Here is a 13,165-nt window from a genome sequence, read left to right on the forward strand (position 1 = left end):
GGCTATTCCTGCGCCGATTCTGGCGGCTTCGCTGGGCAAGACGGCGGAGGTGTTTTATGCGGCCAATCAGAGTGGGGCGGTGAGGCCGGTGTCGGAGGTGTTGAGTTTGCAGGTGCTGACGTTGCCAGCCAATACGCTCAGCGACCTGCAGATTCTAGAAGCCATCGGTGGAAGCCTCGATGTGAGTGCCCTGACAGATGACGCTACGCTGCGCGTTGGTCATTGGCCACTGATCGTTGCGGGACAACAGGTATGGCTGACCCTCGAGGGCTACAGGTCGAATGGAACTGAATACAACATACGGATGCTGGCACCACCTGACGCTGTCGACAGTGCCTGGGTAAGCTCGGGAAGCAAGACGGTGAAAGTCCCTGTGGCTGAATTGAAGGCTTTGAGGCATCAGAGTAGGTTGACTGTGACCTTCAAGGTTGCCATGAACGGGGGAAGCAACGAAGCAACAGCGACGATCTTCGATTCTCGCGCATATGCGGTGGTCGCTGTGGCCGACAACGCGCCAACGATCAGCAGCGTGCGGGATTCGTGGAGCGAGATCAGCCCCGGCGGAACCACGTACGACAACAGCGTTACGGTGAGCGGTACGGCCACTGCCAGCCAGCAAGTAGAGCTGTTCGACGGCGCGACGTCCAAGGGCAACGCTTCCGTTGATACGGGGGGGAACTGGAGCGCTCCCCTGTCGGGCCTGGCACTGGGGACGCATTCGATCACGGCGAAAGGACTTTATGGCAATGGGTTGGTTTCGGCAGCAAGGGCCTTCAATAAGGCGGCTCAAACGGCACCGGTCATTTCCAGCGTGCGGGATTCAATTGAGGAAGTACCTAATGGCGGCACCACGCCCGACCTGACGGTTTCGATCAGCGGTACCGCCACGCCCAATACGCAAGTGGAAATCTTCGATAACGGAGTCATTTCAAAAGGCGTTGCACAGGTGAACGCCACAGGAAACTGGACTCATAGCGTGAGTGCCCTTGCAGCAGGCAACCATTCACTCACTGCCAAGGCGCTGTACGGCAGCGGCGAGTCTTCGGTTGCGTGGGGATTTGTCCGGGCAGATGTGCCTGACTGGGTGAAGGAAGACTTCGAGCTTGAGCAACCTCGAGAATTCCAACCTTATACAAATGTCAGATTCCGCTACTTTAGTTCGATCACTAACACTACAACTTCAATCACCGGGCCTGCTAGCGGACTGCCCTACCCTATGTTTTCAGGTAGGTACTTCGGCGCGAGGGGCCACTCCGAGAACTCCAGCTACTATCCAGTGGACTGGACATTTATTACTCCAATCAAAGGTATCCGCTTTAGCTTGCATCTTAACAGCGGCACGAACGAATGCCAAGTTCAATACAAAGACAGTTCAGGTACCATTATGGCAATGTCTTACGCCTATGCTGGTAGCCAGTACATAAATGCGCCACAAGTTCCGCGACGAATCGCATCAATCCGCTTTCATCACCGAGGTAGCGCAATAATGATGGACGAGATTACGATGACTTACCGATAGCCTTAGGGGGTTAAGAGATGACCTTGAGTAGTCAGGAAGGGCATCTTCATTTCCTGCACAGCTTCAAGCTCATGAACGAATGTCACCTCGCGGCGAGCAGTAAAAGCGTGAAAGTGTTCACAGGTAAAAAGCTCGGCCACCAGTCCCACTCACAGTATTAGCGGCGAAACCAGCGAGTGGAAGTCCAGAAGTGGCGGTTGCCCACTTCTACTTCCACCCTGCTGGCAAACCGGGAGTATGATTGACACCCACCACCAACACGCCCCCGCCACTCAAGTAGCTTGCAACCCCCCCTCGCGAGCCCTTCCAGCACCCGACCGCAGACCAGAACTGCACCGATGCTCACGCCTGCCTTTGCTCCAGTTTTCCCGCTCGGCTGCGAGTACCGCATTGATCATGGCCTTGGCGGTTACCACGCCTTCGGGGTGGCGCTTGTAAAGGTCCATGCCGAGTTGATGGCCAGGCGTTCGGCGGTGGCATGGCAGTGGCGCAGGGTGCGGCGCTGTTCCAGCGGTGTTTGTGCATCGATGCCATCGAGCAGCACAGCTTGGGAAAACCCAGCAGCCATGCCCAGATAGCCGTAATGGATACCCGCCCACAACCCTACGTGATACAGGTATCGGCCTTGCTTGTGCCAAGTGGAGTTCTGCAACTGCGCGACCTTGGCCTGGTAGTTCCACTCACGGTTGTCATCCATTTGTCCAACCCACAGGGCAACCGCTTCGTTCTTGCAAGCGTTGGCGACCACTTGTGGGTCGCGTGCCCACCAACGTGCGTGCCAGGGCAGCGCGTTGTAAGTGAACGAGGCCTGGGTGGCATCGTAGCGATTGAGCTGCCTGATCCTGGCGATGGTCGGGTGACGGACGTTGCGGTTGATCTCGCCGGCCATGTAGGTGGTGATCGACAGCAACTGGTCCGGATGGCCGCAGCTCTGCGCCGTCTCCACGAGGGGCATGGCAGCAAGCCGCGGTTTGACCGGGCGCAGGGACTCGTACTGGGTACTGAACGACGACGGGATCAGCAGGGCGTTGCAGGCACAGCTGCTGGTGCTGTCGAGGCTGCCGGCGACACGCCGACCGTTGCTCTTGAGCTGCTCGACGCCGCCGACGATGTGGAACTCGCCGGTGCTTTTTCCGCAGGACACGCGATCGCCCTCGCGCGAACGCGGAACGCCGAGCAGGGTGACGGCCCGCTCGCCACCAAGGACCGTGCCGCCACACGATGTCTTGTCGCCCAACCGGATGAAGTAGCCCAGTTTCATGTCCAACCCCCCTGCTCTGCCGCTGGCCCACGCAGGGCCGCCAAGCGACAGGAGTTTCCGGGAGTTGTGGAAGCACGTCTGTAGGACCCATCCGACGCAAATGCAGGAAAAGTCCTGAATTCCGTGCGCGACGTACGTTGCGGCTACATTTCTCGGGGCAAACGCTGATCCAGCAGCACACGCAGGGCACTGCCGTCCGGCCAGTTGCGCAGCAACCGTTCACGATCGCGCTGGTGGGCAGGGGCGAAGCTGCTGTCGCTGCCGTGTTGCTGCATGGCGTCGAGGTCGATCAGCGCCCAGCGGCCGTCGTGCCAGAACAGGTTGTGGCCCTTGAGGTCGCCGTGGCTGATGCGTTCGCGAATCAGGTCGGCGAACAGCTGGTCCAGGGCCTGGAGCTGATCCTCGGGAACGTCACCCGTGTCGACATGGGCGGCGAAGGCTTCGATCAGGTCCGGGCCGCCCAGGTGTTCGGTCATCAGGTAGGCTTCGCGACGCAGCCACAGCACGCGCTTTTCCAGCACACCGAGCGGCTTGGGGGTAGCGATGCCGAGGAACAGCAGGCGATTGCCCTCGACCCACGAATGCCAGGCGCGGCTCGGGCGCCAGAAGCGCTTGCCCCAGTGCAGCAGGTTCTTGATGTTGTAGCGTTTGATCAGCAGGTCGCGGCCTTGGCTGTGCACGCGGCCGACCGTGGCGGCGCCACCGGTCTTGTAGATATGACCCTGTTCGAGCAGGGCATCGGCATCGCGCAACACTGGCAGCAGGGCCGCCTCTTCTTCGCGGCGCACGGCGCGCAGGCTGGAGGCGCTGTCCTGCACGCTGAACAGGCTGCATTCGCGGCCCACTTTGCTCAGATAGTCCTTCAGGCGCCAGGCGCGGACCTTGTCGATCTGCTTCTGCAGCGCTTCCATGGGCAGGCCGTGTTCGCCGTTGGCCAGCAGGTAATACACCAGCAGCTCTTCGGTGAAGGGTTCAAGGTGCTTGGGCAGTTGGGCGAAGAACACGCCAAGGTTTTCCAGGACCTTCTGCCGTGACAGCGGCTTGCCGACCTGTTCGGCCTGAATGCCGGCGCCGTCGATGAGAAACACCTGGCCGTTGTGGCGCAGCAGGTTGTCCAGGTGGAGGTCTTGCTGCCACAGGCCCTTGCCGTGCATCTGGCCGATGACACCGAGGGCTTCGCTGAGCACCACGGTCTGTTCGTCGGCCAGAGGTGGCAGGGTTTCCACGCGGGCCCATTCGTCGGCCAGGCTGTGGGCGTTTTCCAGGTACTCGAACAGCAGCCAGCCGCCCTCGCCTTCCTGCAGGCCGTCGGCGAGCAGTTGCGGGGTGGTGAGGTGTTGTTCGGCCAGCAGGCGCACGCCTTCCAGTTCGCGCTGGAAATGCCGGGCGGCCTTGCTGCCGACCAGCAGTTTGGCGAGCACGGTGCGGCCGCGCCAGATACCGGCACCGACGTAACGCTGGCCGGGCAGCACGCGCAACAGGGTCAGCAGTTGCAGCTCGGCGGGGCCGGCGGCGTCAGCCAGGGTGATGCTCAGGGGCAACGCGGGAGTGCGGCCGGCTTGGGTCAGTTCAGACAGGCGCATCAGCGGCCTTCCTTGTGGTTGCGACGGCGGCTCAAACGTTGAAGCCAGGCGTCGACCTGGGGGCTGGCTTCGGACTGGGCCAGATACGCGGCGAGCAAAACGCGAATGTCGGCGGCCTGCCAGCGCGGTGCCCGGCGCAGCAACGGTTCGAGGTCCTTGGCGCGGTCGCGCTGGCCGAACAGCAGCGGGCGAGTCTTTTCCAGGTCGATCAATTGCGCCTGGTAGCCGCTGGCCGTGGCGCGCAGAAAAATATGCTTGGGGTAGAAGCAGCCGTGCACCTGCCCTGCCGAATGCAGGATGCGCCCCAGCTCGCCGCACGCCACCAGCACCGCGCGGCGCTCTTGCGGGGCCAGGGTCGGCCACTGCTGCAGCACCGCTTCAAGGTCGGACCAGCCGTCCAGGGCGCGGGTCATGAGCATGGCACGGGTTTCACCCTGAACCTGGCGCTGACCGTAGAACACCGCCTGCAACGCCGGGATGCCCTGCTTGCGATAGCGGCTGATGTTGCGAAACTCGCGGGCAAAGGTCGGCTCGCCAAAGGGCCGGGCCAGGGTACGGGTCAAATAGTTGCTTTGCCGCTTGAGATAGAAACCACGGCCTTCCAGGTCCAGCCGATACACGCTGCTCCAGCCGCCACGGCCGGTGTTGGGTTCGTCCACGGCGTCCAGTTGCAGGTTCCACAGTGCATCGAATGTGGCCAGCCCGTGGCGCTCCAGCAAGGCGCGCTCCTCGCTGGCGATGAAGTCGCTCATTCGCGGCCCTCGAAGAATTTGACGATTTTGCGCACACGCAGCTTGTCCGAGGCATTGAGCTTTTCGCGGCGGCGGTACTGCAGGTAGAAGCGCAGGCGCTGGGTGTTGGACAGTTCGCTCTTGCCCAGCTTGTCCAGGCAGGCGAGGTCCTTGATGATGCGATAGCGCAGCATGAAGCTGCGCCAGAAAGCACCATTGGGACAGTCGATGAAGTACAACACGTCCTTGTCGTCCACCAGCAGGTTGCGCCACTTCAGATCGTTGTGGGTGAAGTGGTTGTCGTGCAGCGTGCGCGTGTGCTGTGCCAGCTGCCGGCTGATGTGGTCGACCCAGGTCCGGTTGCGCAACCGCGGATCGTCGCTCAGCGCCAGTTGGTGCAGGTCTTGGGTGTTGGGCAGTTCGCGGGTGATCAGCGCCCCGCGGTCATAGCTGGCGCCATTGCGTTCCAAGCCCCAGGCCACCACTTCGGCAGTGGGAATGCCCCACTTGGCGAAGCGCTTGAGGTTCTGCCATTCGGCCCTCACCCTTGGCTTGCCCAGGTGTGCGCGCAGGCCCTTGCCGGCACCCACGTAGCGTTTGACGTAATAGTTGACCCCACCGCGCTGCACGCGAATCACCTCGGACAACGGGTCGCGGGTCAGGCGCTCGCCGGTGAGGGCGAACACGCTGTCCAGGCTGCCGAAGTCGGCCTGCAGGTGCTCGTAGCCCGCTTCCAGGTTCCAGCCCGCCATCAGAGAGCATCCCCGTAGCGCAATTTGCGGTCGTACAATTTGTTCGCCTTGCCGTCGAGCCAGCCGAGCAGTACGGCTTCTTCCTTGAGCACGCGGCGCAGGGGCTGCTGGAAATAGTCGCGCAGGAAGCGCAGCTTGTCGCGGCGCGTCAGGCCAATGTCCAGCGCCGAGAAATACAGCGCGGCGAGGTCCTTGTTGCGCCAGCGGCGGGTGATGCGCGGACGGACCTGGGCACGGTGCAGATCGATCACCGAGAGCTTGAAATCGTCGGCCTTGACCGGCTTGTTGGTGTGCAGCAGAAAGTGGCAGATGTAGCAGTCGCGGTGGTTGACCCCAGCGCGGTGCATCATGCCGACCATGCGCGCCACTTCGGCGATCAGTGCGCGCTTGAGCGCCGGTTGCGGCGGCTGCTTGGCCCAGTTCAGGCTCAGCACTTCCAGGTCGATGGTAGGCGCCAGCTCTTCGGTGATGATGAACGAATGCTGATCGGCCGGGTTGCTGCCGCGCTCGCCGTAGGCCACCGCCGTCATGCTCGGCACGCCGGCCTCGCGCAGGCGCTGGATGGCCTTCCACTCCTGGCCGGCGCCAAGCACCGGAAGCTTGGCGGTGAGCAGGTTCTTGGTGATTTCCGCCCAGCCGACGCCACGGTGGATCTTGACGAAATAGCCCTTGCCGTCGACTTCGGTGCGCAGCGTGCGGCGTGCTTCGAGTTCGCGAAACACTTCGCCTTGCAGCGCTTCGACGGCGACGAATGGATCGCGCCCGGCCCACAGCGTCTTGAACGGCTCGTCGAGCACCAGCTTCATGGTCGCGCCTCCAGAATAACGTCGGCAGCGTGTTCGGGCATGCTGTAGATGTCGGCGCTGTCGGCGAAGGCCAGGCCATTGGCCGACCAGGCCGCGCGGGCGCTGTCGTCCTCGAGCATGCGCTGCAGGTAGCGGTTGAGCTCTTCCTGCTCGAAGGGCTCGCTGAGCACCAGCCCGGCGTCGGCCTGGGCGATGTAATGGGCATAGCCGCACACCGCCGAAACCAGCACCGGCAAGCCAGCCACCACCGCTTCGAGCAGCACGGTGCCGGTGTTCTCGTTGTAGGCGGGGTGAATCAGTACATCGGCGCCGAGCAGGAAGCGCGGAATGTCACTGCGGCCCTTGAGGAACTGCACCCGGTCGCCCAGGCCGAGCGCTGCGCCCTGCATCTGGAACAGCTTGGGGTCGTCCTGGCCGATGACCATCAGCCGCACGCGCTTGCGCAGCGCCGCTGGCAAGGCCGCCATGGCCTTGAGGCTGCGGTCCACGCCCTTGGTCTTGAAGCCGGAGCCGATCTGCACCAACAGCAGCTCGTCGTCCTCGAGCATGAATTCGCCACGGAATTCGGCGCGGATCAGCGCCGCGTCCGGCGGCGCACGACGGTCGTGGGCGATGCCCGGCGGCAACAGGTGAAAGCGCGCCAGCGGGGTGTCGTAATGCTTGATGAACAGCGGTTGCTGGACCTCGGAAATCATCAGGATTTCGGTTTTCGCATCGCGGCCGAACACGGCCCGCTCGTAGTCGGCGAAATGCTTGTAGCGCCCCCAGTAGCGGTACAGCGAATGACGCAGGTTCTGTGCCTTGTCTTCGTAGCAGCCGTCGGCCGCGTAGTAGACGTCCAGGCCGGGCATCTTGTTGAAGCCGATCAGGCGATCGACCGGGCGTTTGGCCAGGTCAGCCTGCATCCAGCTCAGCAGCTTCTCGTTGCGCCGATGGTTGAAGAACGCCTTGACCGGCGCGACGTGGACCTCGAAACCTTCGGGCACCTCGCCTTCCCAGATCAGCGTGTAGACGCGGATGCCGTGGCCACGGCGCTGGCACTCCAGGGCAATGCGCATGAAATCGCGCTGCAGGCCACCAAAGGGAAAATACTTGTAGAGCACGAATGCCAGTTGCATCAGCGAAGATCCTCGGCCAGTAACACGGTGCTCAGTCGGCTTGCCACGCGCTCGGGGTCGAGCCGGGTGAAACACAGCGGCCACTCGCGTTTGAGATCGAACCGACGCTGGTCATCCGGCGTCGGCTGGTAGGTACAGGTTTTCTGCATGCACGGCGCGCAGGGTGGGAAATCGCTGGCCAGGTGGATCTGGCCACGACCGTAGGCGCCGGTCAGGCCAACGTTGGTCGGGCCGAACAGGGAGATGGTCGGCACATTGAGGGCGGCGGCCAGGTGGCCAAGGCCAGTGTCGACCGCAACGCAGGCGCGGGCTTCGGCCAGGATCTGCGCCATCCCGGCCAGGTTCAACCGAGGCAACACCACGCAGTTCTTGAGGCCTGCGGCAATGCGTTGCGCGCGTTCGCGTTCGCTGTCGCTGCCCCATGGCAATCGCACCTGGATGTGGGCATGCCCCAAGCGTTCGGCCAGCTCGCGCCAGTAGGCTTCCGGCCAATGCTTGGTGTCCCAGGTGGTGCCGTGCAAAAACACCACGAACGCCGGGCCGGGAATCAGGTCGCGCCACTGCAGGCGATTGAGGCCGTAGTCGCCGGTGCCTTTGGGCAGGTCATAGCCCAGTGCCAGGGCGAACAGCTGGCGCACGCGTTCGACCGCGTGCTGGCCGCGCGCGACGGCCAAACGCCGATGATAGAAACGACTGGCAAGGCCTTCGCGGGCCGAGCCCTTGTCGAGGCCGGCCACCGGGGCCTTGACCAGACGCGTCAGCCAGGCGCTCTTGAGCAGCCCCTGGGCGTCGATCACCAAGTCATAGCGGTTGGCGCGCAGACGCTGACGCAGTAGCTTGAATTCGCCGCTTTTGTAGGCCTGCCAAAGGTTCTTGCGCCAGCGGCGTATGGCCACCGGAATGACCGTATCCACGGCCGGATGCCATTTCGGGATCTCGGCGAAACCCTCCTCCACCACCCAGTCGAAACGGATGCCTGGCACGGCACGGGCCGCGTCGGTCAGCGCCGGGAGGGTATGGATGACGTCGCCCATGGACGAGGTCTTGATCAGCAGTACCCGCAATTCATTCCGCCTTGACTGTCAGTTCGACCGTGGCCGGCCCTTCTACCTGCTGCAACGCATCGGCAACCCGCTGGGGTTCCAGCAGGCGCAGGCAATTGTAGTGGCCGAAGCGGCAGGTGCGGTCGAAACACGGGCTGCAATCCAGGCCCAGGCGCACCACCTCGACCTTTTCTGCCAGGGGGGGCGTGAAACCTGGCGAGGTCGAGCCGTACACGGCCACCAGCGGCCGGTTGAGCGCGGCGGCCACGTGCATCAGGCCCGAATCGTTGGACACCACGGCGTCGGCGCACGACATCAGGTCGATGGCCTCGGCCAGCGCGGTTTCACCGGACAGGTTGTAGGCTTCCTCGCGCAGGCCGGGAATCAGCCGCTCGCGGATCGCCTCGCCCACCGGGAAGTCTTTCTTGGAGCCGAACAGCCAGACCTGCCAGCCTTCACGGATCTTGATTTCGGCCACTTCGGCATAGTGCTCGGACGGCCAGCGCTTGGCTTCGCCGAACTCGGCGCCGGGGCACAGGGCGAGCACCGGGCGATCCAGGGCCAGGCCGAACTTGGCCAGGGCAGCGTCGCGGCTGGCCGGGTCGATACGCAGTTCGGGGCGCGGATACGGCTGCGGCAACAGGGCGCCGGGCTCGAAGGCCAAGGCCATGAAGCGCTCGATCATCAACGGGTAGCGTTGCTTGTCCAGGGTGCGCACGTCGTTGAGCAGGCCGTAGCGAAATTCGCCGCGCCAGCCGGTGCGCTTGGGGATGCCGGCGAAGAACGGCACCAGCGCCGACTTCAACGAGTTGGGCAGCAGGATGGCCTGGTCGTAATGACCCTTGAGGCTTTTACCGATGCGCCGGCGCGTGGCCAGTTCGAGCGCGCCGTGGCCGAGCGGAAAGCTCAAGGCCGCACGCACTTCGGGCATGCGCTCCAGGATCGGGCGGCTCCATTCAGGCGCCAGCACGTCGATCAGGCAGTCGGGGTGCCGTTGCTTGAGGCTCTGGAACAGGGTCTGTGCCATTACCATGTCACCGACCCAGCTGGGCCCAATGATCAGAATTCTCATAGTTTTCCAGAACAGTCAGTCGGGTGGTGCGGTGGTGCCAGGGTTTTCGGTGCCAGCCTGTTCGCGGCCACTGGCCGCTCCTACGGGGATCGGGGTCACCCGTAGGAGCGGTCAGCGGCCGCGAACCAGACGCCGCGCAGTGCCTGAAAAACCGCGGAGCCCTGTTCGCGGCCACTGACCGCTCCTACGGGGCAAATAGGTGGGTACCGCCTTCAACTCAACCCCAACTCACCCCAGATCCGCATCACCTCGCGCCGTTCATCGATGAACTGGTTGCCCGGGATCACCCCGGCCTGCTTCTGCAGGGCCTGACGATGAGCGGCCGAGCGGTAGGCCTTGTAGGCTTCGCGCAGCAACCCCGCATCGGCGGCGGGCAACAATCCGGCCTCTTCCAGGCCTTCGAGAATGCGAATGTTGTCGGTGTATCGCAGCAGGTCCGGGTGCTTGCCCGACCACGCCAGAGCCGCGTATTGCACCATAAATTCGATATCGACGATACCACCGGCGTCTTGCTTGACGTCAAAGCGCTGGCCAGCTTCGAAGGCATTGGCGCCGCGCCCTGCTGCCGTCTGCCGCGTCCCCAGGTTGTCGCGCATCTTCGCGCGCATCTCGCTGACCTCGGCACGCAGCGTATCCAGGTCGCGCGGTTTGGCCAGCACGGCGCCACGCACTTGCTCGAACTCGGCGCCCGTCTGGCGGCAGCCTACCAGCACCCGGGCGCGCACCAGCGCCTGGTGCTCCCAGGTCCACGCCTCGGTCTGCTGGTAGCGCGAAAACGCCGCCACCGAGCTGACCAGCAGCCCCGCCGCACCGGAGGGACGCAGGCGCATGTCGACGTCGTACAGCTGGCCGGAGTTGGTCTGTGCAGTCAGCAGGTGAATGATGCGCTGGCCCAGGCGGGTGAAGAACTGGGCGCTGTCGATCGGCTTGGCGCCGTCGGTTTCCAGGCTCGGGTCGCCATCGTGGATGAACACTAGGTCCAGGTCCGAGCCATGGCCCAGCTCGATGCCGCCGACCTTGCCATAACCGACGATGACGAAGGCCGGATCACAGTCACTGCCGTCGGCCCGCTTGGGTACGCCATGGCGCGCCACGGTCTGGTGCCAGGCCAGGGCCAGCACCTGCGCAAGAATCGCTTCGGCCAGCCAGGTCAGGTAATCGCTGACCTTCATCAGCGGCAAGGCGCCGGCGATTTCCGAAGCGGCCACGCGCAGGTTGTGCGCCAGCTTGAAATGCCGCAGCGCTTCCATCTGCTGCTCCAGGTCGTCCTCGGGAATGCGCGTGAGCCGTTCGCGCAACTCGGCGGCCAGCTCCGGTGCCAACGGCGGGTTGAACAGCCGTGCCTCGTTGAGCAGTTCGTCGAGCAGCAACGGGAAACGCGCAATCTGTTCGGCGATCCATGGGCTGGCGGCGCACAGGGTCAGCAGGCGACGCAAGGCATCGGGGTTCTCCGTCAGCAGTACCAGGTACGCCGAGCGCCGCGCCACGGCTTCCACCAGCGGCAGCACCCGTTCCAGAATCAGGTCCGGGTCGGCGTGCTCCACCGCCTGCGCCAGCAGGCGCGGAATGAAGGCGTCCAGGCGCTCGCGGCTCAGGCGCTGCATCGCCCGAAGTTGCGGGCTGCTGCGCAGGTCTTCAAGACGCTTGAGCGCCTGGCGTGCGTCGCTGAAACCGGCTTCCTGCAACTGCCGGCAGGCCGCATCGGCGTCGTGGGTTTCCTCCCACAGCGGCAGCCACTCGCCGCCGATCACCATTGCCTCGCTGTTCTCGGCGTCTTCGTCCGGGTCGGCGATCACCTGCGCGAAGTGCCAGGCGGTGCGGCCGCGCCAGTGCATCAGGCGCGCGTGAAAAGCCGGCCAGTCGGCGAAGCCCATCATGAAGGCGATGCGCGCACGGTCCCGCTCATCGTCGGGCAGCATCTGTGTCTGCCGATCGGCGATGGCCTGGATGGCGTGCTCGGTGTAGCGCAGGAATTCATAGCCCTCGCGCAACTCGTCCACTACCGCAGCAGGCAGATAGCCCTGCCCCTCCAGGGTCGCCAGCACCTTGAGCAAGGGTCGCTGCTGCAGGCTCAGGTCACGTCCGCCGTGGATCAACTGGAACGCCTGGGCGATGAATTCGACTTCACGGATGCCGCCCGAGCCCAGCTTGATGTTGTCGGCCATGCCCTTGCGCCGCACTTCCTGCTGGATCAGTTGCTTCATGGTGCGCAACGCGTCGATGGCGGAGAAATCCAGGTAGCGGCGATAGACGAACGGTCGCAGCATATCGAGCAGTTGCACACCAGCCTGCTGGTCGCCGGCCACCACCCGCGCCTTGATCATGGCGTAGCGTTCCCAGTCGCGACCCTGGTCCTGATAGTACTGCTCCAGCGCGTTGAAACTGAGCACCAGCGCACCGGACGAGCCGTAGGGGCGCAGGCGCATGTCGACGCGGAAGACGAAACCGTCGACGGTGATCGGATCCAGGGCCTTGATCAGGCGCTGGCCGAGGCGGATGAAAAACTCCTGGTTATCGAGGGGGCGTTTCACCCCTTGGGTTTCGCCGCCTTCGGGGTAACCGAAGATCAGGTCGATGTCGGACGACAGGTTCAGCTCCACTGCCCCCAGCTTGCCCATGCCGAGCACGACCATGTGCTGCTGCTCGCCGCTGCGTCGGCCCATGGGCGTACCGAACTGCTGGCATTGGCGCGGGTACAGCCATTGATAGGCCTGGTCGATGCAGGCGTCGGCCATGTCCGACAGGTCGCGGCAGGTCTGCACCAGGTCGGCGAGGCGGTTGAGGTCGCGCCAGATGATGCGCACCTGCTGCCGCGCGCGCTGGCGGCGCAGGATGCGGGCAAGGTCGTCTTCGCTCTCGGCCTGGGCCACGGCGAGGGCGATCTGCTCGCGCAGTTCACCGGGCCTGAAGGGACGGTCGAGGTCGCCGCTGGCGATGAGGCCGAGCAGCATGGCGGGGTTCTGGATGGCCTGCTGCAGGACGAAGTCGCTGGCGGTGGTGACGCGGTCCCATTGTTGCCAGCGCTTGGTGAGCCAGTTGAGGGGGGTGGTGACTGGGAGGGCCTCTTCGCGGGCAGAGCCCGCTCCCACAGTGTGCGTGGTGCTGCTGAGATCGGCGAACAGGTCCTCAGCCCCCGCCACCGCCGCCTGGAACGACTCGCGATTGCGTGACACCAAAGGCGTGAGAACAGCCGGAATTTCGACCAGCAAAGGCAGGTTCATGGTCTATCCTTGTGCAGCGTGAAGAGCCTGGTAAAGGTCTGTATAGACAGGTTCATCTG

General features: G+C 64.0%; 9 protein-coding genes and 1 pseudogene. 1 reads left to right on the forward strand and 9 read right to left on the reverse strand.

The window, feature by feature from the left end:
* Positions 1-1,519 (forward strand): annotated as a pseudogene (locus tag IFT44_RS17770) (Ig-like domain-containing protein); the annotation flags it as partial.
* A 409-nt stretch (positions 1,520-1,928) separates the two neighbouring features.
* Here the strand turns inward: IFT44_RS17770 and IFT44_RS17775 are convergent.
* The 9 genes from IFT44_RS17775 to glnE form a co-directional block, all read right to left on the reverse strand.
* Complete coding sequence (locus IFT44_RS17775) at positions 1,929-2,780, reverse strand: PAAR domain-containing protein (RefSeq protein WP_192176326.1); 852 nt, start codon at positions 2,778-2,780, stop codon at positions 1,929-1,931.
* 143 nt (positions 2,781-2,923) lie between these two features.
* Positions 2,924-4,363, reverse strand: coding sequence for a lipopolysaccharide kinase InaA family protein (locus tag IFT44_RS17780; RefSeq protein ID WP_192103232.1), 1,440 nt, complete (start codon positions 4,361-4,363; stop codon positions 2,924-2,926).
* Positions 4,363-5,115, reverse strand: a complete 753-nt coding sequence (locus IFT44_RS17785; RefSeq protein WP_192176327.1) for a lipopolysaccharide kinase InaA family protein — start codon at positions 5,113-5,115, stop codon at positions 4,363-4,365. The genes IFT44_RS17780 and IFT44_RS17785 overlap by 1 nt, the downstream gene beginning before the upstream one ends.
* The gene (locus tag IFT44_RS17790) at positions 5,112-5,846 is read right to left on the reverse strand and encodes a lipopolysaccharide kinase InaA family protein (protein ID WP_192059539.1); all 735 of its coding nucleotides are present in this window, start codon (positions 5,844-5,846) and stop codon (positions 5,112-5,114) included. The genes IFT44_RS17785 and IFT44_RS17790 overlap by 4 nt, the downstream gene beginning before the upstream one ends.
* Complete coding sequence (rfaP, locus tag IFT44_RS17795; RefSeq protein ID WP_192103230.1) at positions 5,846-6,652, reverse strand: lipopolysaccharide core heptose(I) kinase RfaP; 807 nt, start codon at positions 6,650-6,652, stop codon at positions 5,846-5,848. Before rfaP ends, IFT44_RS17790 begins: the two co-directional genes overlap by 1 nt.
* The gene (locus tag IFT44_RS17800) at positions 6,649-7,770 is read right to left on the reverse strand and encodes a glycosyltransferase family 4 protein (RefSeq protein ID WP_122479758.1); all 1,122 of its coding nucleotides are present in this window, start codon (positions 7,768-7,770) and stop codon (positions 6,649-6,651) included. Before IFT44_RS17800 ends, rfaP begins: the two co-directional genes overlap by 4 nt.
* Complete coding sequence (gene waaC, locus IFT44_RS17805; RefSeq protein ID WP_192176328.1) at positions 7,770-8,834, reverse strand: lipopolysaccharide heptosyltransferase I; 1,065 nt, start codon at positions 8,832-8,834, stop codon at positions 7,770-7,772. Before waaC ends, IFT44_RS17800 begins: the two co-directional genes overlap by 1 nt.
* A gap of 1 nt (position 8,835) precedes the next feature.
* A complete protein-coding gene (gene waaF / locus IFT44_RS17810; protein WP_122479760.1) occupies positions 8,836-9,885 on the reverse strand; it encodes a lipopolysaccharide heptosyltransferase II in 1,050 nt (349 codons plus the stop codon).
* Positions 9,886-10,097: 212 nt separating this feature from the next.
* Positions 10,098-13,106, reverse strand: a complete 3,009-nt coding sequence (gene glnE, locus IFT44_RS17815) for a bifunctional [glutamate--ammonia ligase]-adenylyl-L-tyrosine phosphorylase/[glutamate--ammonia-ligase] adenylyltransferase (protein WP_192176329.1) — start codon at positions 13,104-13,106, stop codon at positions 10,098-10,100.
* Positions 13,107-13,165: the final 59 nt, after the last annotated feature.

The sequence above is a fragment of the Pseudomonas sp. CFBP 13710 genome (genome assembly GCF_014842235.1).
Taxonomy (GTDB): Bacteria; Pseudomonadota; Gammaproteobacteria; order Pseudomonadales; family Pseudomonadaceae; genus Aquipseudomonas; species Aquipseudomonas baltica.